Raw genomic sequence first — 20837 nt, forward strand, 5'->3', positions numbered from 1 at the left:
ACCTGCGCGCCAAGTCCGTTCCATCCCAGCGTCCAACCGGTGGACTTCGGGGATGACCTTCGATGCTGCATCTGCGAAGAGCACTGGCATGTCCGCTCCGTCATCTGAATTCGCGCCAGATCCGGCGCTTGCGTCCGACGCGCCGCAAGGCGCGTCGCTGCATTTCGTGGAGTTCGTCGCTCTGGTCGCCGCGTTGATGGCGCTGGGCGCGCTCGGGATCGATTCGATGCTGCCGGCGCTGCCGGCGATCGGTCTGACCCTGGGCGTGCGCGATCCCGGCGATTTTCCGCTGGTCATCACCTTCTTCATGATCGGCTTCGGCCTGGCGCAGATCGTCCATGGGCCGCTCGCCGATCGCTATGGCCGCCGCCCGGTGCTGATCGTCGCCTTGTGCGGTTACGTCCTGTTCAACGCATTGGCCGCACTCTCGCACAGCTTCACGCTTCTGCTGCTCGCGCGCCTCGCGGGTGGGGCGATGATCGCCTCCACTCGGGTGGTGGCAGTTGCCTTGGTGCGCGACTGCTATTCGGGCCGAGCGATGGCGCGGGTCAGCAGCCTGGCGTTCATGACCTTCATGATCGTGCCGGTGCTGGCACCCAGCTTCGGTCAGATCGTGCTGCTGCTCGGCAGCTGGCGGTTGATCTTCTGGGCGGTCGCCGCCATCGCCACGCTCGTCGTGGCCTGGTTCACGTTGCGCATGCCCGAAACGCTGGCCGATGCGGACCGCGAAGCGTTGTCGTGGCGTGCCTTGGCGCGCAACTGGCGCATTACCGTCACGGATCGACATTCGCTCGGCTACTCGCTGGCGACGACCGCCCTGCAGGGCGCGTTGTTCGGGTATCTCGGGTCGATCCAGCCGATCATGGACAAGGTGTTCCATCGCCCGGCTCTGCTCGGCATCGCCTTCGCGGCATCGGCGGGCCTGATGGCGGTGGCCAACCTGCTCAATTCGCAGATCGTCATGCGCGTCGGCATGCGACGGATTTCGCAGAGCGCGCTGGTGATGATGATCCTCGCGTCCTCGGCCAGCTTGACACTGACGCTGTCGGGCAGCGAAACGCTGTGGCTGTTCGTCGCGCTGCAGGCGGTCACTATGGCCAGTTTCGGTCTGGCCGCGTCCAACTTCTCGGCGATGGCGATGGACAAGGTCGGTCATATCGCCGGTACCGCTTCCAGTGTGCAGGGTCTGGTGACGACGACGGGCGGGGCACTGGCGGGTGCACTGATCGGCCGCGCGTTCGACGGTACCACCGTTCCGCTCCATATCGGCTTTCTGGCCGGTGGCATGATCGCACTTGTGGTCATCGCCATCGTCGAGCGGGGCCGGCTCTTTCGCCCGGTCTAGACGGCGTTCTTCGCGCGTTGGCGGAACCGCCGCGCCGTGCCCGGTGTTCGTGTCGCTATAGCCCCCGCGCTCAGGCGGGGCCTGGAGATGCGACATGACGATGGGCGGCTATCAGATTCCCGGTGAGGGCACCGGCGACGACGGTTTCGACGAAGACGGCTATGACGAGAGCCAGCGCGCCGAGATTCTGGAGGTCACCCGCGACGGCCCAACCGACGGAACGATCCTGACCGATCTGGTCCCAGACGTGGGCGATGACGAGGACGGCGACGAGGACGACCTGGAAATGTCCAGCGACGAGGTCGGCGAGGATGACGATGAAGACGTCGCCGACGAGGACGACGACGACGAGGACGATCTGCAGGAAGATTTCGAGGACGGCGGCGTCGACGATGACGAGATCAAGGACCGCGACGACGCGGCGTTGCGGCCGTAAAGTCGAGGGCACCCGTCATTCCCGCGATAGCGGGGATGACGGTATCAGAGACAAGCCTCGAGAAACGCCTGATCGAAGCCGAATTGTCGCGCCTTCTCCAGCGTATACGGTCGCAGCCCCATCGAGCGATATTCGCCGATGATCTTCCCGTCGGCACTTTCGTCCAGATATTCGAACTTGAACAATTCCTGCGTGACGATCACCGGGCCCTCCATGCCGATCACCTCGGTGACGTTGGTCACGCGACGTGAGCCGTCGCGCAGACGCTTCACCTGAATGATCAGTTCGACGGAGTCGGCGATCTGGCGCGAAATGGCTTCCTTCGGCACCTTGATGTCGGACATCATCACCATGTTCTCCATACGCGCGAGTGCTTCGCGCGGGGAGTTGGCGTGGAGCGTGCACATCGAACCATCGTGACCGGTGTTCATCGCCGCAAGCATATCGAAACACTCGGACCCACGAATTTCGCCGAGGATGATGCGGTCCGGGCGCATACGCAGGGCGTTCTTCACGAGATCGCGAATGCTGATCTCGCCCTGGCCCTCGAGGTTGGCGGGGCGCGTCTCGAGCGGCAGCCAGTGCGGCTGTTGCAGTCGGAGTTCGGCCGCATCCTCGATCGTCAGCACGCGTTCGCCCGGGTCGATCATCTTCGACAGCGCGTTGAGCATCGTGGTCTTGCCCGAACCCGTACCGCCCGAGATTACCACGTTGAAGCGGCTGGCGCCCGCGATCTTCAGGGCGGTGGCCATTTTCGGGCTCATCGATCCGAAGCCGGCCATCATGTCGAGCGTGATCGGCTTGTCGGAGAATTTACGTATCGAGATCGCGGTGCCGCGCAGCGAGAGCGGCGGCACGATCACGTTGACGCGGCTGCCGTCTTTCAAACGGGCATCGGCCAGCGGCGTGGTCTGGTCGACGCGGCGGCCGACCGAGTTGCAGATGCGCTGCGCGATCTGGAACAGATGTTCCTCGTCGCGGAACTGGATCGGCGCGAGAACCAGCTGGCCCTTGCGCTCGACATAGGTCTGATCCGGCCCGTTGACCATGATGTCGGTGATCGTCGGATCGGCGAGCAGTTCTTCGAGCGGCCCGAGCCCGAGCAGTTCGTCGACCAGAACCTTCTCCAGCGCGAACTGTTCGCGCCGGTTGAGCGTCAGCTTCAGTTCGGCGAGCACCTCGCCGATGATCGGGCGGAATTCCTCGGCCAGTTCGTCCTTGTCGAGCGTGGCGGCGGCCTCGGGATCGACGCGTTCGAGCAGGCGGGGAAGCACCTGTTCCTTGATCTTGTGGATCGAGCTTTCGAAGCCCTCGACCTTGGAATTGCCGGCATCGCCCGACGTCGCCTGGCGATCGGCGAGACGCTGCAGGGCTTCGTGATTCGCGCCGTTCTGGCTGGCGGGCGCGGGTGGGCTGTCCGCCGTCTCGCCGGGCATCGGCAGCGGCGGAAATTGTTCGCCGCCGGGTTCGCTCTCGGCGGGGCGGGCGAGGCCGCCTCCTTGCATCGGACGCGCTACGCCGAATGCGGGCCTGTTGCCCGATCCCGGTGTGCCGGGGCGACGCCCAAATGCGCTCATTCCGTTCGATCCCTCATATTCGCCGTTCAGCGATAGGGACGAAGGTTTTACAATTGCCTAACCAGATTTGTTTGGTGTGGGCCCGGGTCCGGTTTGCTCCGGCGGCCAGCCATCTTGCCAACGGATGGGGGAGATTTCGGCCGATGCACTCAGCCAGGATAAACACTCTGAGCCGTTCGGGCGGAGCCTGTCGAAGCCCAAGCGCCGCGCGTGCCCTTCGACAGGCTCAGGGCGAACGGAGGTAGGCTAGAATTAGATCAGCCGATGCTCTCGGCCAGAACGGTCAGGCCGTTCTCGCTCACTTCGGCGAAGCCGCCGACGATCGTGATCGTCTCAGGCTCGCCCTTTTCCTGGCGATAGATCGACAGCGCGCCGTCGCGGACGGTGGACATCAGGGGGGCATGACCCTCGAGCACGCCGAAGTCACCTTCGGTGCCGGGGACGACGACCATGTACACGTCCTCGCTGCGGACGAGCTTTTCAGGCGTGACGAGTTCGAAGTGCAGCATTTTTTATACCTTCTCCCTCTCCCCTTGGGGGAGAGGGTCGGGGAGGGGGGCAGTAAGGAGAGGTGCCGCTCGCGACTGCCCCTCTCCCAACCCTCTCCCCCGGGGGGAGAGGGCTAAGAAAGTCAGGCGTCCTGCGCCATCTTCTCGGCCTTGGCGACGGCTTCGTCGATGCCGCCGACCATGTAGAACGCGCTTTCCGGCAGGTGATCATAGTCACCGTCGACCACCGCCTTGAACGACTTCACGGTATCCTCGATCGCCACGAACTTGCCGCTGATGCCGGTGAAGACCTCGGCGACGTGGAACGGCTGCGACAGGAACTTCTGGATCTTGCGGGCGCGGGTGACGACCAGACGATCGTCTTCCGACAATTCGTCCATGCCGAGAATCGCGATGATGTCCTGCAGCGCCTTGTACTTCTGCAGCGTCTCCTGAACGCGGCGGGCGGTGTCGTAATGCTCCTGGCCGACGACGGCCGGGGTCAGCACGCGGCTGGTCGAATCGAGCGGATCGACCGCCGGATAGATGCCCAGTTCCGAGATCGCGCGGTTCAGCACGGTCGTCGCGTCCAAGTGAGCGAACGACGTGGCCGGGGCCGGATCGGTAAGATCGTCGGCCGGCACGTACACGGCCTGGACCGAGGTGATCGAGCCCTTGTTGGTCGAGGTGATTCGTTCCTGCAACGCGCCCATGTCGGTCGACAGCGTCGGCTGATAGCCCACGGCCGAGGGGATGCGGCCGAGCAGTGCCGACACTTCCGCGCCCGCCTGGGTGAAGCGGAAGATGTTGTCGACGAAGAACAGAACGTCCTGGCCTTCCACGTCGCGGAAGTATTCCGCCATCGTCAGGCCGGACAGCGCGACGCGTGCGCGTGCGCCCGGCGGCTCGTTCATCTGGCCGAACACCAGCGCCACCTTCGAACCCTCGGGGGTCGGGTTGCCGTCGGCATCCTTGGCGATGACGCCTGCGTCGAGGAATTCGTGATACAGATCGTTACCCTCGCGGGTGCGCTCGCCGACGCCGGCGAACACCGACACGCCGCCATGGCCCTTGGCGATGTTGTTGATCAGTTCCTGGATCAGCACGGTCTTGCCCACGCCGGCTCCGCCGAACAGGCCGATCTTGCCGCCGCGCGCATAGGGTGCGAGCAGATCGATGACCTTGATGCCGGTGACGAGAATCGCGCTCTCGGTCGACTGGTCGACGAAGGCGGGTGCCAGAGCGTGGATCGGCGCGGTGTCGCTGTGGCCGACCGGACCGCGCTCGTCGATCGGCTCGCCGATCACGTTCATGATGCGGCCGAGCGTCTTCGGGCCGACCGGCACGCGGATCTGCGACCCGGTGTCGGTGACGGTCTGGCCGCGGGTCAGACCCTCGGTCGCGTCCATCGCGATCGTGCGCACGGTGTTCTCGCCGAGATGCTGGGCGACTTCGAGCACCAGCTTGTTGCCGTTGTTGCTGGTTTCCAGCGCGTTCAGGATCGACGGCAGCTGGCCTTGCTGGAAGGTCACGTCGACGACGGCGCCGATGACCTGCGAGATACGGCCGACGCTGTTCGACGTCTGGATGGGCGCGGACGAAAAGTCGCCGGCGGGCTTTGCCGCGCGCGGCTTGCGGGCGGGCTTGTCTGCGGTCGGGGCTGCGGTTGCCATCGTTCGTTCCTTGCCTTCTAAGTCTTAGAGCGCTTCGGCGCCGGAGATGATTTCCACCAGTTCGGTCGTGATCGCGGCCTGGCGGGCTCGGTTGTACTGAATGCTGAGGCGCTTGATCATGTCGCCGGCGTTGCGCGTGGCATTGTCCATCGCGGTCATGCGGCTGCCCTGTTCCGAGGCTGCGTTTTCGAGCAACGCCCGGAAGATCTGGATCGCGATGTTGCGCGGCAGCAGATCGGCGAGGATCGATTCCTCGTCCGGTTCGTACGTCACCGCGGCTTCCGCGCCGGTCTTCTGCGAGGTTTCCGCATGGGCCGAGATGGCGACCGGGATGATCTGGCGGCCGGTCGGCTCTTGCACCAGCGCCGACTGGAAGCGGGCGTAGAACAGGTGCGCGATGTCGAATTCACCGGCGAAGAACCGGGCCGCCACGTCGTCGGCGATCTCGCGCGCGTCGCTGAAGGCGAGCTTCTTGATCTGGCTCATCTCATGGTCGTGCGCGATCTGCGTCGGGTAGAAGCGCTTGAGGACGCGGCCCTTCTTGCCGGCGATGTAGAACTTCACCGTCTTGCCGGCGGCTTCCAGCTCGACCGCCTTCTTGCGCGCGGCGCGGACGATGTTCGAGTTGAACGCGCCGGCCAGGCCGCGCTCGGACGTCGCGACGATGATCAGATGCGTCTGGTCCTTGCCGGTGCCGGCGAGCAGCTTGGGCGAGGATTCGGAAACGCTGACCTTCGACGCCAGCGACGCCATCACCGCTTCGAGACGCTCGGCATAGGGACGGCCGGCGACCGCCGCTTCCTGCGCCCGGCGCAGCTTCGCGGCGGCGACCATCTTCATCGCCTTGGTGATCTTCTGCGTCGACTTCACCGAGCCGATGCGGATCTTGAGGGCTTTAAGTGATGCCATTTCTAATCCACTATTCCCGTTCGGGCTGAGCTTGTCGAAGCCCTGTCCTTCTTTCTTCCGAGGAAGTGCAGCCCTTCGACAAGCTCAGGGCGAACGGGGTTAGGTCGGTCCTCTAATCGCTTACGCGAACGTCTTCGCGAACGCATCCAGCGCGGCCTTCAGGCCGGACTTGGCTTCGTCGCCCAGATCGCGGGTTTCGCGGATCTTGGTCAACACGTCGGCATGATTGGACCGCAGATCGGCGAGCATCGCCTGTTCGTAGCGAACCACCGCATCGACGGGAACGTTGTCGAGATAGCCTTGCGTACCGGCGAAGATCGAGGCGGTCTGTTCTTCGAACGGCATCGGCGAGAACTGCGCCTGCTTGAGCAGTTCCGTCAGGCGCGCGCCGCGGTTGAGCAGCTTCTGCGTCGAGGCGTCGAGATCCGAACCGAACTGCGCGAACGCGGCCATTTCGCGATACTGCGCCAGCTCCAGCTTGATCGAGCCGGACACCTTCTTCATCGCCTTGGTCTGCGCGGCGGAACCGACGCGGCTGACCGAGAGACCGACGTTGATCGCGGGGCGGATGCCGGCGAAGAACAGATCGGTTTCGAGGAAGATCTGGCCGTCGGTGATCGAGATCACGTTGGTCGGAATATAGGCCGAAACGTCGCCGGCCTGAGTCTCGATGATCGGCAGCGCGGTGAGCGAGCCGCCGCCGTTCGCGTCCGACATCTTCGCCGCACGCTCCAACAGGCGCGAGTGGAGATAGAACACGTCGCCGGGATAGGCTTCGCGGCCCGGCGGGCGGCGCAGCAGCAGCGACATCTGGCGGTACGCGACGGCCTGCTTCGACAGATCGTCGAACACGATCAGCGCGTGCATGCCATTGTCACGGAAATATTCGCCCATCGCGGTGCCGGTATAGGGCGCGAGGAACTGCAGCGGGGCCGGCTCGGATGCGGTCGCGGCGACGACGATGGAATATTCCATCGCGCCATTCTCTTCCAGCGTGCGGACGAGCTGTGCGACGGTCGAGCGCTTCTGGCCTACCGCGACATACACGCAGTACAGCTTCTTCGATTCGTCGCTGCCCTGGTTGGCGGTGCGCTGGTTGATGAAGGTATCGATCGCGACGGCGGACTTGCCGGTCTGGCGATCGCCGATGATCAGTTCGCGCTGGCCACGGCCGACCGGCACGAGCGCGTCGATCGCCTTCAGGCCCGACTGCATCGGCTCGCTGACCGACTGGCGCGGGATGATGCCCGGTGCCTTCACCTCGACTCGGCTGCGCTGGTCCGAAACGATCGGCCCCTTGCCGTCGATCGGGTTGCCGAGACCATCCACGACGCGGCCGAGCAGGCCCTTGCCGACGGGAACGTCGACGATCGTGCCGGTGCGCTTGACGACGTCGCCTTCCTTGATCTCCGAGTCCGACCCGAAGATCACGACGCCGACATTGTCGGCCTCGAGGTTGAGCGCCATGCCCTGCACGCCATTGGCGAATTCGACCATCTCGCCGGCCTGGACGTTGTCCAGCCCGTGGATGCGCGCGATGCCGTCGCCGACCGACAGCACCTGGCCGGTTTCGGAGACTTGGGCCTCGGTGCCGAACGAGGCGATCTGGTCCTTGATGACCTTCGAGATTTCAGCGGCGCGGATATCCATGGTTCAGCCTTTCCCTCCGACGGCAACGCCGTCGGCCGATTTCATTTTGTGCGCGAGAGTGTTGAGACGGGTTTTGATCGAGCTGTCGATCATCTGCGAACCGATCTTCACGACCAGTCCGCCGAGCAAGGAAGGATCGACCGAGAGATCGACCGCGACGTCCCGCCCGACGCGCGTGCGAAGGCTCGCCTTCAGCGCATCGACCTGGGCGTCGGTAAGGGGATGGGCGGAGGCGACTTCGGCCGTCGTCTCGCCACGATAGTTCGCGGCCAATGCGCGGAATGCGCGGATGATCGCGGGCAATTGCGACAGGCGGCGGTTCTGCGCCAGCACGCCGAGGAACTTCGCGGTGGTATCGTCCACGTCGATCATGTCGGCGGCGGCCGCGACACCCTTGGCGGCATCGGTGCGCGACACGATCGGGCTCGCGATCAGGGCGGCGAAATCGGCCGACTGCTCGATCGCGGCGCGGACGCGCAACAGGCTCGCTTCGACCATGTCGATCGCCTTCGCGTCGGTCGCGAGTTTGAACAAAGCGGTGGCGTACCTGCCGCTTAAGCTCGCTTGAATGCCGCTGGATGTCTCCACGCGCTTGGGATTCCTCTAAACATCGAACAGATGGCCCCATGAAGAAGGGGGCGCTGCTTCAGCGCCTCCGGATGGGTCGGCCGGGCGGTTAGCATCGGGTCGCCGGGGATGCAAGTGGGGATGGCGATATGGTTGACTAGGAAACTAGGTTGACGCAAGGTCTAGGACTTTTCCGTCATGCTGAACTTGTTTCAGCATCCAGGCGCGACCGCTCGCCCGACGACCGTGTCATGTTTGGCAGTTGACCGCGCCTGGATCCTGAAACGAGTTCAGGATGACGACGTGATTGAGGTAACGTCTTTGCCGATTGCAACCACCACCCCCGCCGACCCCAACCTCGCCACCCTGATCCGCACCGCCGCCGCCGCGATGCATCGGGCGCTGTCCCGTGCCCTGCTGCCATATGGCGTCACCGCCGCCGAATGGGCGCTCCTGCGCGATCTGCATGCTGCCGGGGCGGTGCCGCAGGGCCAGATCGCGGAGCGGCTCGGCATGACGGCGGGTGCCGTCTCGAAGCTGGTCGATCGTCTGGTCGCGAAGCGGCTGCTGGTGCGCGGGCGCGGTGGGGGCGGGGACCGGCGCGTGCAGATCATCGGCCTGACCGGGACGGGCGCGCTGCTCGTGCCCGACCTCGCACGTGCCGCCGAGGCCAGCGAGGCGGCGCTCTTCGCCGGTCTCTCCGCGCGCGAACGGGCCGGGCTCGGGGCGGCGCTGGCCAAGCTTGCCGCGCGTCCATCCGCCGGGTAGCGCGTCGGCGACTTCATTCTGGGAGACGAAACATGGCCGGCGCATTTGAAAAGATGACGATGTCGGACGGAGCGGCAATCTCCGTCTATCGTGCGCAGCCCGAGGGCGAGCGGCGCGGCGGGCTGGTGCTGGTGCAGGAGATCTTCGGCGTCACGGATCATATCCGCGACCTGTGCGAGGAATACGCCTCGGACGGTTACGAGGTACTCGCGCCGGCCCTGTTCGACCGCGAGCATCCCGGCTTCGAGGCGGAATATGGCGGCGAGGGCCTGGCGCGGGGCGTCGAACTGGCGCGGCAGCTGCATCCGTTCGACCTGAGCCTTGCCGACGTGCAGACCTGTGTCGATGCGCTCAAGGGCGCCGACAAGAATGGCGGCCCGGTGTTCGTGGTCGGCTATTGCTATGGCGGATCGGTCGCGTGGTTCGCCGCGACCCGGTTGCACGATGTCGCCGCCGCTTCGTCTTATTACGGCAGCCTCGTCCCCGGCGCGGCCGACGAGGTGCCCAAGGTGCCGGTGATCCTGCATTTCGGCCGGCACGACCACGGCATCCCGATGGAGGGCGTCGAGAAGGTCATCGCCGCCGATCACCCCAACGCCACGGTCTATGTCTACGAAGCGGGCCACGGCTTCAATTCCGACCGCCGCAAGGATTTTCACGAGCCGAGCTGCGATCTGGCGAAGGAGCGGACGTTGGAACTGTTCAGGGCGAATGGGGGATGATTGCGGCATCCAGGGCGTTTTGATCGCATTTTTCGTCGTTCCCGCCTGCGCGGGAATAACAATGTAGCGAGTCTCGACTCAAGCTGAACTCGTTCTGACCTAGAGTCGCCCGGCTGCGATCTTGTACACCGCGTTGCGATCGCGCTTGCCGACCGCCACGACGACCACGATCAACACGTCATCCTCGACGCGGTAGACCAGTCGATATCCTGCCGCGCGCAACTTGATCTTGTAGCAATCGGGCATGCCGGACAGTCGAGCCGACTGCACATGCGGGTCATTGAGCCTCTCCTTCAATCGGGCGGCGAACTGGTCGCGGATGTTAGGGGCTAGTTTCTTCCATTCCTTCAGCGCGCTGGCCAGGAATTCCAGCTCATAATTCTTCAAGCCGCACCTTGATACGCGGTTCGCCGGCACGGGCACGGACCAGTTCGGCGAGTTCCATGTCTTCCAGCCGGTCCATCAGTTCCTCCCAGGCCTTGGCGGGCACCAGATAGGCGGCAGGGGTGTTTCGGTTGAGCACCGCAACCGGAAATCCCCCCGCCGCCTCGATCACGGCCGAGGGGTTTTTCTTGAGGTCGGTGATACTGACGCCGGAGCCGGCCAATAGCTGATCGATCATGGCGCTTTTAATAGCACCTTTAACTGGTCTTTTCAATCGACCGTGTGGTTCGGATTTGAGCGCAAGCCATGGGATGTGCGACCGCCGGACAGAGCTTATATCCGAGGCATGACGCAGCACGCCGCAATCGATCCAGACACCGCATGGGCCGCGTTCGAGGCGCGGGACCGGGCCTATGACGGGCGGGTTTTCATCGCCGTTCGCACCACCGGCATCTATTGCAAGCCGAGCTGTCCGGCGCGGCATCCCCGGCGCGAGAATATCGAATTCCATGCCGATGCCGCTTCGGCGCGGGCGGCGGGCTTTCGCGCCTGTATGCGCTGCAAACCCGATGAAGTGGGGCGGGACCGGATCGCGGTGGCGCGGGCGGTGGCTCTGCTGGAAGCGGCCGAGGACATGATCGGGCTGGAGGAACTGGCCGAGCAGGTCGGTTACGCGCCGCACCATTTCCATCGCCTGTTCAAGCGCGCGACCGGAGTGACGCCCGCCGCTTATGCGCGCGGGCTGAAGGCGCAGCGCGCCGCGCGGGCGCTGAGCGAAGAGGCGAGCGTGACGGCGGCGATCTACGAGGCCGGCTATTCCGCGCCTAGCCGCTTTTACGAGGATGGCGCGAAGCGGCTGGGGATGAGCCCGAGCGCATGGAAGAACGGCGGCGCTGGGGTGACGATCCGCTGGACGATCGCCGATACCAGCCTGGGCAGGATGCTGATCGCCGCGACCGACAAGGGGCTGTGCCGGATCGCCTTCGACGAGGACGACACCGCCTTGCTACTGCGCTTCCCCAAGGCGGAGATCGCGCCCGGTGGCGCGGCTTTGGCCGATCTGGCGGCCCGGGTGGTGGCGAGCGTGGAATCGCCCGAGCGCGATCAGGATCTGCCGCTCGACGTGCAGGGCACCGCGTTTCAGGAGGCGATCTGGCAGGCGTTGCGCCGCATTCCGATCGGCGAGACGCGATCCTACGGCGAACTCGCCGCCGCGATCGGCAAGCCCGGCGCGGTGCGCGCGGCGGGCACGGCCTGCGGGGCCAATCCGGTGGCGGTCGCCGTGCCCTGCCACCGGGTGCTGCGCGGGGACGGATCGCCGGGCGGCTATGCTTACGGCTCGGATCGCAAGGCCGCCTTGCTCCGGCGCGAGGGGGCCGACTGACGTCAAGGCGGCCGCTGCTTTTCAATATCGTGTCCGCGCGCTACCTTTGCCGAGGGGAAGGGGGAAAGCGATGAGGCCGACACGACCGAAAACGCCGCCGGGCAGCAGCCTGTGGCGTGTCATTCATTATCCGCTCACCCTGCTGGCGATCGGGCTAGCGATGATGGCGCTCGCCGGGCTGCTGGTCGGCGGGCTGCGCGAGGTGCTGCCGATCGGCCATGGGGGGCTGCGCGGTGTGCTGTTCTCGCTGATCGCGTCCGCCATTTTCGTCGGTGCCTATTGGCTGTTCGTGCATTTCGTCGAGCGGCGCCCGTTCGAGGAATTCGAGCGCGAGGATTGGTTCGGCGAGCTTGCCATCGCCGCGGCGGCCGGGTTCGTCTTGTTCTCGATCGTGATCGGGATCATCGCCACGCAGGACGGGTACGGCATTGCCGGCATCAACCCGCTGCGCGCGGCGTTACCCGCGCTGGCCGTGGCGATCTTCTCCGGCGTGAGCGAGGAGATCGTGCTGCGCGGCGTGATCTTCCGCTTGGTCGAGCGCCTCACCGGCAGCTGGATCGCGCTGGCGCTGTCCGCGATCCTGTTCGGGGCGATGCATCTCGGCAATCCCAACGCCACCCTGTTCGCCGGCCTGGCGATCGCGCTCGAGGCGGGGGTGATGCTCGCCGCGCTGTATATGGTGACGCGGCGGTTATGGGCCGTGATTGGGCTGCACGCCGCGTGGAACTTCACGCAGGGCGGGATCTACGGCGTCCCGGTGTCGGGCTTCGATGCCGGGGGGCTGATCCGTCCGAGCATCACCGGATCGGACCTGCTGACCGGCGGGTCGTTCGGGGCGGAGGCATCGCTGACAGCGTTGCTGGTCAACCTCGCCGTCGGGATCGGCCTGATGTGGATCGCCTGGCAGCAGGATCTGGTCGTGCCCCCGCGCTGGGTGCGGCGCGGCGGCTTTCAGGGCGACGAGCGGCTGGCCCGGACGAGACGGTGAACGCGGCGCGTCAGGGTGCCACCTTGCAGGCATAAACGATCTTCTCGTTCGGCAGCGGCGGCAGCGTGGCGCGGATCGCCGCCTGTTGCGTCGAGAGATTGGCACGCGCCGCGATGTCGCTGGAACAGGCCTTTAGCGACACCTGGCTGCGCACCTTGCGCACGGCATCCATCTGCGCGGCGGACAGCAAATAGCGCGCGTTCGAATAGATCTTCGTCGCCGGATCGAATTGCAGCACGGAGACGGTCTGCTCCTCGGACGGCACGAGGATCCGATCCCAGCGGCTGCCGTTCTCGGCATATTGCGTGCGCTGGTTGACGCAGCCGCCGGCACCCCAATCGAGCTTCACATCGTCCTGCGAAGACACGGTGATGCGGCTGCGGTTGGGCAGCACGGTGCAGACCATCGGGCCGATCGCGGCATCGCTGCTGACGGTCGGCGTGGCATCGGGCACGACCGGCGGCATCACGGGTTCCCCGCTCGGGCGCATCACGAAAACGACCAGCGCGGCGACGAACACAATCGCGCCGACGCTCGCGACGCCGATCGCCCAGGGCCGCAGCCCGCGCAGTTCGAGCATCGCCGCACCGCCCGCCGCGAGCAGACCGGCGACGAGCAGCCCGGCGGCGATGGCGATGAAATTCTCGCGCAGCCGCTGCGCCGCGTCGCGCGCGCCGACCATCGCCTTGTCGCGTGCGGCAGCGGCTTGGCTGTTCGCATCGAGCCGCGCCTTCTGCGCATCGGACGCGGCCAGCGCGTCGGCGTCGCTATCCTGTTTGAGGCGCTCGGCGATGCTGGTGCAGGGGTTGCCGACGCCCGCGAAATCCTGCTTCGCATTGCGCAGGAAGGTCGCGAGTTCGGTGTCGGCGATCGCGAAACCGAAACTGGCATCGCCATCCTCGCCATGCGTCAGCGCCGAGTTGACGCCGACCACGCGGCCGCACGGATCGAGCAACGGGCCGCCCGAATTGCCTCGCGCGATGCTGGCGGTGTGCAGCAACACCTCGACGCCCGAGAGCGTGCGGCGGCCCGAGAACACGCCCTCGGATCGGATCGGCGACAACGGCATGATGTAATCCGCCGCCGACCGCGCCGTCGCCATGTCGACATTGCCGGGATAGCCGAGCGCGGTCATCGAACTGCCCTCGTCCACCGGACCGGTGTAGAGCGCCAGCGTAGGCAGCTTCACGCCGGTCAGCTCGATCAACGCCAGATCGCGCTGCGTGTCGATCGCGATCACCTTGCCCTGATAGGACCGGTTGCCCTCGGACGGCACGACGCCGATCACGACATTGTCGGGATAGCGCGCCGCGAGATCGACGACATGCGCGTTGGTGACGATCCGATTGGGCGCGACCGCAAACCCGCTGCCATGCCCGAAGCCGACGACCTCATCATCCACCACCGCCACCGTGACGACGCGCACGACGCTGCGGGCCGATGCGGAGATATCGTCGGCGTGCGCTGGGGCGGTGAGGCCGAAGAGCAGCAGGAGGGCAAGGAACAGGCGGGGTATCATCAGCGGTCCATAGCGGAAATCAAACCGAGATGCGCCACGAACGGATCGAAATCGCGATCATCGTAGAGCAAAGGAATATTGTCGGCGATGCATCGCGTGGCAATCAAGGTATCGATGGTCTTGCGAGGGGTGACGCCGAGCGCGCGCAACCTGCGGTAATTGCGCGCTGCCTCCATCGCTAGAGGCAGACCGCCGATTTCAAGTGACTGCAAGCTTTCGAACAATCTCATCGTTCGACTAACATCACGATCCGATCGCAGTCCTTGCAGCACTTCCGCTGCGACCACGTCCAGTAAGACTAGCGATTGGTCGGCCAACGCGGTGTCGAGCCGATTGGTGCTTGGACGGATCGTGCCGCCCAGGAAATCGATCCACACGTTGGAATCCGCGACGATCATCAATCCGTCCGCATAGCGTCCAGATCACCCTCCCACTGCAACTTCCCGCGTAAGGATCGCAATTCGGCATAAGCTTGTGCACGAATCAGCGCGCGAAGGCCGAGATCCACCACTTCGCGCTTGGTCGTCGCGCCGCTGGTCTGCATGGCCTGTGCGATCAAGTCGTCGTCAATCACGATGTTCGTGCGCATAATGTGTATCCTTTCGCCCAATCATACACATAAAGGCTTAGGCGCGGGACGACAACGATGCCTTGCTCAAACGAAACTATACGGATCGACATCCACCGCGACGCGCACCTTGCTCGGCCAATCCAGTTTCCCTAGCCACGCGCGGATCACGTCCTGCACGTCGAGCGCGCGCCGTGCATGTACCAATAGCCGGAACCGGTGCCGTCCGCGCAGCATGGCAAGGGGGGCAGGAGCGGGGCCGTAGACTTCCATGCCCTCTACTTGCGGGGCGGAACGGCCGATCAATACGGCGATTTCGTGCGCCGCCGCCTTGTCCTCGCTCGACACGACGATCCCGGCGAAGCGGCCGAACGGCGGCGCGTTGGCCTCGCGGCGGCTTTCGGTCTCGGCGGCATAGAAGGCCTCGGCATCGCCGGTGATCAGCGCGCGCATCACCGGCGCGTCGGGGCTGTGCGTCTGGATGTAGACATGGCCGGGCTTCTCGCCGCGGCCGGCGCGACCCGATACCTGCATGATCTGCTGGAAAGTCCGCTCGCTCGCGCGGAGATCGCCGCCATTCAGGCCGAGATCGGCGTCGATCACCCCGACCAGCGTGAGGTTGGGAAAGTGATAGCCCTTGGTGATCAGCTGCGTGCCGACGACGATGTCGATGTCGTGCGATTCCATTCGCGCGACGAACTCCGCCGCCTTGGCCGGCGACCAGATCGTGTCGGAGGTGACGACCGCCGTCTTGGCCTCGGGGAAGAGCAATTTCACTTCGTCGGCAATCCGCTCCACCCCCGGGCCAACCGCGACCAGCGTATCCTCGTTGCCGCATTCCGGGCAGGCGCGGGGCGTCGGTTCGGCATGGCCGCAATGGTGGCAGGTGATGCGTGCGACCAGCCGGTGCTCGACCATCCAGGCGGTGCAATTGGGGCATTGGAAGCGGTGACCGCACGTCCGGCAGAGCGTGAGCGGGGCATAGCCGCGCCGGTTGAGGAACAGCAGCACCTGTTCGCGCCGTTCCAGCGTCTCCGCCATCGCCTTGACCAGGGTCGGCGCGATCCAGCGGCCGCGATCGGGCGGATCCTGGATCAGGTCGATCGCCTCGATCGCCGGCATCTCGGCCGCCCCCCAGCGGCCGGGCAGCTTCAGCTCGGCATAGCGCCCGCTCGCCACCTGCTGGCGCGTCTCGATCGCCGGGGTGGCGGAGGCGAGGATCACCGGCACGCCTTCGAACTTGCCCCGCATCACCGCGACGTCGCGGGCGTGATAATGGACGCCGTCTTCCTGCTTGAAGCTCGTCTCGTGCGCCTCGTCGACGACGATCAGGCCGAGATCGGCGTAGGGCAGGAACAGCGCCGATCGCGCGCCGACGGTGACCAGCGCCTGCCCGGTGGCGATCGCCCGCCACGCGCGCCGCCGTTCGGATTGACGCAGGCCAGAATGCCACGCCACCGGTTCGCAGCCGAAGCGTGCGGTGAAGCGTTGCAGGAACGGCTCGGTCAACGCGATCTCGGGCAGCAGCACGAGCGTCTGGCGGCCTTCGCGGATCGCCTCCGCCACCGCCTCGAAATACACCTCGGTCTTGCCGGATCCGGTGACGCCGTCGAGCAGGGTCGGCTGGAATTCGTGCGCCGCGACGTTGGCGACCAAAGTCTCCGCCGCCGCGCGCTGGTCGGGCGACAAAGCGGGCTTGCCGTGCGCCGGATCGGGGAGGGGATAGGGGCTGTCGATATCCACCGCTACCGCCTCCAGCGCGCCGGCTTTCACCAGGCCCCGGATCACAGCGTCTGACACGTCGGCCACGGTCGCCAGTTCGCGGATCAGGCCCTGTCGCACGCCGATCCGCTCCAGCGCCTGCTCGCGCTGCGGCGTCAGGCGCGCGGGCACCTCGCCGGTGGCGCGATATTCGGTGATCGTCTTCGCCCCCTCCAGCGCGGAACTGGACGGCATCGCCATGCGCACCACGGCGGCGGGGGGGCTGAGGTAATAATCCGCGGTCCACTCGACCAGCCGGCGCAACGGTGCGGCGATCGGCGGCACGTCGATCACACCCATCAGGTTGCGCAGGCGATTGTCGCCGACCTCGGCCTCGGACGGCATCCGGTCCGCCTCCCAAACCACGCCGAGCAACTGGCGTGGCCCCAGCGGTGCGACGACGATCGATCCCGGCGCGACGCTCATGCCGTGCGGCACGCGGTAATCGAGCGGGCCGAGCGCGGAATTCATCACGATGACACGGGCGCGGGACGACATGGACGTGCATATGGCGGCGGTGGCGACTAGAAGGAAGGGAGACGTTTTCGTGAGGAGTCCCCGATGCCGTTCCTGCCCCTGTTGTTGCTCGCCCAGGCCGCCGCCGCGCCGATGGCGCCCGATATGAAGATGGAGAAGCCCGAGCCGGTCTGCGTCCGCGCGGGCGACCTGCCGCCGGCCTTCGCGAAATGGAACGCGCCGGCCTCGACCGGGCTGACGATCGGCGCGCCGTATCTGGCGACCGGAACGGAGCCGTCGAAGCTGACCGGTGCGGTGGGTGACGTCGTGAAGCGCGGCGGCACCGCGACGGCCCTGTCCTTCACCGTGGCGAAGGCCGGCGTCTATCAGGTCGGGCTGGCCAGCGGCGCGTGGGTCGATGTGGTGAGCGGCGGCACGGCGCTCGCGTCGGCCGGGCACGGGCACGGCCCGAACTGCACCGGCCTGCGCAAGATCGTCGATTTCAAGCTCGCCTCGGGGCGTTACACGTTGCAATTGTCGGGCATCAAGACGCCGACGATCAAGGTGATGATCGTTCCTAAGTAAGGGGGTTCGGTCCTCCGAACGCCGTCCGTGCCGAGTCTAGCGAAGCACGGTCCGTCCTGATCACGCGAGATATCTGCGGCGCGAAGAGCGGCAGCCCGTCGACAGGGTCAGGACAACCGGGTCGACTTCATCGGTTCACTGCCGCCACGCCCGGCGCGACGAAGGCATGCGCCGTCCCGCGCCGCGCGCGCTTGGCGGTGTAGAGCGCGATGTCGGCGGCGTGCATCAGCTCGCCGACCGTGTCCACGCCGGGGCCGGGGCGGGCCGATCCGATCGTGCCGGATACCGCCAGCAGATCGTCCTTCGACTGCACCGGCGTCCTGAGCAGTTCGAGCAGCCGCGCGATCGTGGCGGGTGCGTCGGCGACCAACTCCGGATCGGTCAGCAGCAGTGCGAATTCGTCCCCGCCCAGCCGCGCGGCGAAACTGCCGTTCAGGAACGGCGCGCGCAGCCTTTGGCCGATCGCGCGCAGCACGTCGTCGCCCGCCATATGGCCATAGGTATCGTTGGTCGTCTTGAAATGGTCGAGGTCGATCAGCACAAGCACGACGGGCTTTCCGCGCCGCGCGGCCTGCAATTCCGCTTCCAGCACGCGGTTGAATTCGGCGCGGTTGGCGATCCGCGTCACCTCGTCGGTGCTGGCGGATTCGCGTAACTTGCGCTCGACGCGGTAGCGATCGGTCACGTCCTGGAACACGCCGATCACCGCGACGGCGCGGCCATTCTCGACCTCCAGCTCGCCCCGGCTGCGCACCCGGCGGCGCTTGCCCTTGGCGGTGATGAAGTCGACCTCCACCTCGTAGGGCGCGCCGCTTTCGATCGTGCCGGTCAGTGCGTCGCTGATCGTCGCGCGATCGTGCGGGGGATAGAAATCCAGCGCGGACAGCAGATCGGGCGACGTGCCGGGCTCGAGTTCATGGATCCGGTAGACACCGTCCGACCAGGTCACCGATTCGTCACCGAGATCCAGCCGCCAGCTGCCGATCATCGACATGCGCTCGACCTGACGGAACACACGCTCCTGCCGGCGCAGCACGCGTGATTGCGCCTGCGCGCTCTCGGCGATCGACACCGCCTCGAGCGCCGCGCGGCGTGCGGCGATCAGCGCCTCGATCACCGTGGCGATATGCGTCAGCGTCTCGGCCTGTTCGGCGGTCATCTCGCGCGGCTTGTCGTCGATCAGACAGATCGCACCGATCGCATGACGTTCACCGCCATCCGCGACGTGAATCGGCGCACCGGCATAGAACCGGATCTGCGGATCGCCGACGACCAGCGGATTGTCGGCAAAGCGCGGATCGAGCGCCGCATCGGTGACGACGAGCGGCGCGTCGCCGCGGATCGTGTGGTCGCAAAAGGCGACGTCGCGGCTGGTTTCCTCGAGATCGGTACCGAACTTCGCCTTGATCCACTGGCGATTGCGATCGATCAGGGTGAGCATCGAGACCGGGCAATCGAATCGCGTCGCGGTGAGGGCCACGAGCGCGTCAAACGCGCCCTCGGGCTCGGAATCCAGCAAACCCAATGCATGCAGGGCGGAGAGGCGGCGATCCTCCTCGGTCGGGGCGGGGAACAGCGTGTCGGTCGGCGCGGTCATCACCGCGCAATAGGTGCAAGGCATTAACAACCTTGCCATATCCGGATCGGGTTCCGGCGATCAGCCGGCAGTTTTCGCGCGTGTCGCGTTCCAGTTGAAAAGAAAATTGCGGTGCTCGGCCCAGGTCTGCCCTTCGACACGATCGCCGACCAGGCACGCGGCGGTGTGATAGGGGCCCTTGCCGTCGGACGTGCGGAAACTGACGCAGGTGCGGCCGCGATCCGTCTTCCAGCGTCCGGCCTCGATCTCGCTCTGATAGAACAGGCCGGAGACGGTTCCGTCGGCTGCGATATCCAGGTGCATGGGCTTGGTGTAGGGCGGATCGGTCGGCTTCGGGGTCAGATCGACGATCCAATCCCCCGCGAGCGGCGGCGGGGTGGGCGCGGCGGCGAGCGCAAAGGGTATGGCGAGCAGCATCCAGCGCATCGTTCCGGCTCCACACATCATAAAACGAATAAGCGCGCGTCCGCGCGGCGCGTCAACGCTCGCTTCGTGGAAACGCGCGGATTAAGATGAGCGACGATGCAGACCGCCATCCTCGCCTGGGCCGATCACCTCGCGCACAATCGCCGCCGCTCGGCGCATACCGTGCGGGCCTATGTCGCGACGGCGCATCGGCTGGTCGGTTTCCTCTCGGGCCATTGGGGCGAGGCGCTGTCGCCGGCGCGGCTGGGGCAGGCGGATGCGGCGGACCTGCGCGCCTATCTCGCCTTCCGCCGGGCCGAGGGGCTGGGCAATGCATCGGCGGCGCGCGAATTGTCGGCGGTACGCGGGTTTCTCGCCTTTGCCTGTGGCGAGGGGTCGACGCCTCGCTTGAAGGGGCCGCGGGTGAAGAAGGGTGTGCCGCGTCCGGTATCCCCGGACGAAGCGGTGGCGTTGGTGGAAGATGTCGCCGAGGTGGCGAGGGCCCCGTGGATCGCGGCGCGCGACTGGGCGGTGCTGATGCTGCTCTACGGCGCGGGCCTGCGCATCGGCGAGGCGCTGTCGCTGACCGGCGCGATCCTGCCGCTCGGCGCGACGCTGAGCGTGACGGGCAAGCGCGCCAAGACGCGGATCGTACCGCTGCTGCCGCAGGTGCGCGACGGGCTTGAGGCCTATGTGCGACTGTGCCCCTGGCCGGTCTCGCGCACCGATCCGCTGTTTCGTGGTGCGAAGGGTGGGGTGCTCGATCCGGCGATCATCCGGCGATCGGTGCAGGCGGCGCGGGCGCGGCTGGGGCTGGCCGACCGCACCACGCCGCACGCATTGCGCCACAGCTTCGCGACTCATCTGCTCGGTCGCGGGGCGGATCTGCGCTCGCTCCAGGAGTTGCTCGGCCATGCGTCCTTGAGCTCGACGCAAATCTATACGGCGGTGGATGCCGCACACCTGCTCGACGTGTACCGCAACGCGCACCCGCGGGCGTGACCGGACTCGATATATCGGTTGACGATCCATCGTTTTGATGGCGGAATAACGCT

22 protein-coding genes are annotated in these 20837 nt (G+C 66.1%); 8 read left to right on the forward strand and 14 right to left on the reverse strand.

What is annotated here, in order from left to right; genetic code table 11:
- Positions 1–88 precede the first annotated feature (88 nt).
- The gene (locus tag ASG11_RS08245) at positions 89–1345 is read left to right on the forward strand and encodes a multidrug effflux MFS transporter (protein ID WP_082472805.1); all 1257 of its coding nucleotides are present in this window, start codon (positions 89–91) and stop codon (positions 1343–1345) included.
- 100 nt (positions 1346–1445) lie between these two features.
- On the forward strand, positions 1446–1781 hold the full coding sequence (locus ASG11_RS08250) for a hypothetical protein (protein ID WP_055780547.1): 336 nt from the start codon (positions 1446–1448) through the stop codon (positions 1779–1781).
- A 44-nt stretch (positions 1782–1825) separates the two neighbouring features.
- Here ASG11_RS08250 and ASG11_RS08255 read toward each other — a convergent pair whose 3' ends face one another.
- The 6 genes from ASG11_RS08255 to ASG11_RS08280 all read right to left on the reverse strand — a co-directional run bounded on the left by ASG11_RS08255 (position 1826) and on the right by ASG11_RS08280 (position 8666).
- On the reverse strand, positions 1826–3358 hold the full coding sequence (locus tag ASG11_RS08255) for a CpaF family protein (protein ID WP_055777610.1): 1533 nt from the start codon (positions 3356–3358) through the stop codon (positions 1826–1828).
- Positions 3359–3615: 257 nt separating this feature from the next.
- Complete coding sequence (locus tag ASG11_RS08260; protein ID WP_055777614.1) at positions 3616–3867, reverse strand: ATP synthase F1 subunit epsilon; 252 nt, start codon at positions 3865–3867, stop codon at positions 3616–3618.
- A 122-nt stretch (positions 3868–3989) separates the two neighbouring features.
- Positions 3990–5519, reverse strand: coding sequence for a F0F1 ATP synthase subunit beta (gene atpD / locus ASG11_RS08265; protein ID WP_236697428.1), 1530 nt, complete (start codon positions 5517–5519; stop codon positions 3990–3992).
- Between the two features lie 24 nt (positions 5520–5543).
- Positions 5544–6428, reverse strand: coding sequence for a F0F1 ATP synthase subunit gamma (locus tag ASG11_RS08270; RefSeq protein WP_055777619.1), 885 nt, complete (start codon positions 6426–6428; stop codon positions 5544–5546).
- Between the two features lie 120 nt (positions 6429–6548).
- The gene (gene atpA, locus ASG11_RS08275; protein ID WP_055777621.1) at positions 6549–8078 is read right to left on the reverse strand and encodes a F0F1 ATP synthase subunit alpha; all 1530 of its coding nucleotides are present in this window, start codon (positions 8076–8078) and stop codon (positions 6549–6551) included.
- Positions 8079–8081: 3 nt separating this feature from the next.
- Positions 8082–8666 carry a F0F1 ATP synthase subunit delta gene (locus tag ASG11_RS08280; protein ID WP_055777624.1) on the reverse strand — a complete coding sequence of 195 codons (585 nt, stop codon included), beginning with the start codon at positions 8664–8666 and terminating at the stop codon, positions 8082–8084.
- Between the two features lie 300 nt (positions 8667–8966).
- Between ASG11_RS08280 and ASG11_RS08285 the strand changes: the two genes are divergently transcribed.
- Positions 8967–9413 (forward strand): MarR family winged helix-turn-helix transcriptional regulator, encoded by a 447-nt coding sequence (locus tag ASG11_RS08285; protein WP_055777627.1) that lies wholly within the window; start codon positions 8967–8969, stop codon positions 9411–9413.
- A 32-nt stretch (positions 9414–9445) separates the two neighbouring features.
- Positions 9446–10135 (forward strand): dienelactone hydrolase family protein, encoded by a 690-nt coding sequence (locus tag ASG11_RS08290; RefSeq protein WP_055777630.1) that lies wholly within the window; start codon positions 9446–9448, stop codon positions 10133–10135.
- A 99-nt stretch (positions 10136–10234) separates the two neighbouring features.
- Here the strand turns inward: ASG11_RS08290 and ASG11_RS08295 are convergent, their stop codons facing one another.
- Positions 10235–10522 carry a type II toxin-antitoxin system RelE family toxin gene (locus ASG11_RS08295; protein ID WP_055777632.1) on the reverse strand — a complete coding sequence of 96 codons (288 nt, stop codon included), beginning with the start codon at positions 10520–10522 and terminating at the stop codon, positions 10235–10237.
- Entirely contained in the window at positions 10509–10757 is a 249-nt protein-coding gene (locus ASG11_RS08300) for a type II toxin-antitoxin system Phd/YefM family antitoxin (protein WP_201781297.1), read from the reverse strand. The genes ASG11_RS08295 and ASG11_RS08300 overlap by 14 nt, the downstream gene beginning before the upstream one ends.
- A 108-nt stretch (positions 10758–10865) precedes the next feature.
- Between ASG11_RS08300 and ada the strand changes: the two genes are divergently transcribed.
- Together ada and ASG11_RS08310 are read left to right on the forward strand one after the other, a co-directional pair.
- On the forward strand, positions 10866–11903 hold the full coding sequence (gene ada, locus ASG11_RS08305; protein WP_055777635.1) for a bifunctional DNA-binding transcriptional regulator/O6-methylguanine-DNA methyltransferase Ada: 1038 nt from the start codon (positions 10866–10868) through the stop codon (positions 11901–11903).
- Between the two features lie 70 nt (positions 11904–11973).
- A complete protein-coding gene (locus ASG11_RS08310) occupies positions 11974–12891 on the forward strand; it encodes a CPBP family intramembrane glutamic endopeptidase (RefSeq protein ID WP_055777637.1) in 918 nt (305 codons plus the stop codon).
- Between the two features lie 10 nt (positions 12892–12901).
- On the opposite strand, the gene ASG11_RS08315 is transcribed toward ASG11_RS08310, so the two are convergent.
- From ASG11_RS08315 to ASG11_RS08330, 4 genes are all read right to left on the reverse strand, one after another.
- Positions 12902–14410, reverse strand: coding sequence for a S1C family serine protease (locus tag ASG11_RS08315; protein WP_082472673.1), 1509 nt, complete (start codon positions 14408–14410; stop codon positions 12902–12904).
- Positions 14410–14808, reverse strand: a complete 399-nt coding sequence (gene vapC / locus ASG11_RS08320; protein WP_055777640.1) for a type II toxin-antitoxin system VapC family toxin — start codon at positions 14806–14808, stop codon at positions 14410–14412. Before vapC ends, ASG11_RS08315 begins: the two co-directional genes overlap by 1 nt.
- Positions 14808–14999, reverse strand: coding sequence for a type II toxin-antitoxin system VapB family antitoxin (locus ASG11_RS08325; RefSeq protein WP_055777643.1), 192 nt, complete (start codon positions 14997–14999; stop codon positions 14808–14810). The genes vapC and ASG11_RS08325 overlap by 1 nt, the downstream gene beginning before the upstream one ends.
- Before the next feature lie 66 nt (positions 15000–15065).
- Complete coding sequence (locus tag ASG11_RS08330; protein ID WP_055777645.1) at positions 15066–17237, reverse strand: primosomal protein N'; 2172 nt, start codon at positions 17235–17237, stop codon at positions 15066–15068.
- A 63-nt stretch (positions 17238–17300) separates the two neighbouring features.
- Here ASG11_RS08330 and ASG11_RS08335 point away from each other — a divergent pair, with 63 nt between their 5' ends.
- Positions 17301–17780 (forward strand): hypothetical protein, encoded by a 480-nt coding sequence (locus tag ASG11_RS08335; protein ID WP_055777647.1) that lies wholly within the window; start codon positions 17301–17303, stop codon positions 17778–17780.
- A gap of 127 nt (positions 17781–17907) precedes the next feature.
- Here the strand turns inward: ASG11_RS08335 and ASG11_RS08340 are convergent, their stop codons facing one another.
- Both ASG11_RS08340 and ASG11_RS08345 read right to left on the reverse strand, forming a co-directional pair.
- The gene (locus ASG11_RS08340; protein ID WP_168371715.1) at positions 17908–19401 is read right to left on the reverse strand and encodes a diguanylate cyclase domain-containing protein; all 1494 of its coding nucleotides are present in this window, start codon (positions 19399–19401) and stop codon (positions 17908–17910) included.
- A gap of 36 nt (positions 19402–19437) precedes the next feature.
- A complete protein-coding gene (locus tag ASG11_RS08345) occupies positions 19438–19803 on the reverse strand; it encodes a hypothetical protein (RefSeq protein ID WP_055777650.1) in 366 nt (121 codons plus the stop codon).
- A gap of 96 nt (positions 19804–19899) precedes the next feature.
- On the opposite strand from ASG11_RS08345, the gene ASG11_RS08350 reads away from it, so the two are divergent.
- A complete protein-coding gene (locus ASG11_RS08350) occupies positions 19900–20784 on the forward strand; it encodes a tyrosine recombinase XerC (RefSeq protein ID WP_055777653.1) in 885 nt (294 codons plus the stop codon).
- Positions 20785–20837: the final 53 nt, after the last annotated feature.

This window comes from Sphingomonas sp. Leaf357 (assembly GCF_001423845.1).
In the GTDB taxonomy this organism is placed as follows: Bacteria; Pseudomonadota; Alphaproteobacteria; order Sphingomonadales; family Sphingomonadaceae; genus Sphingomonas.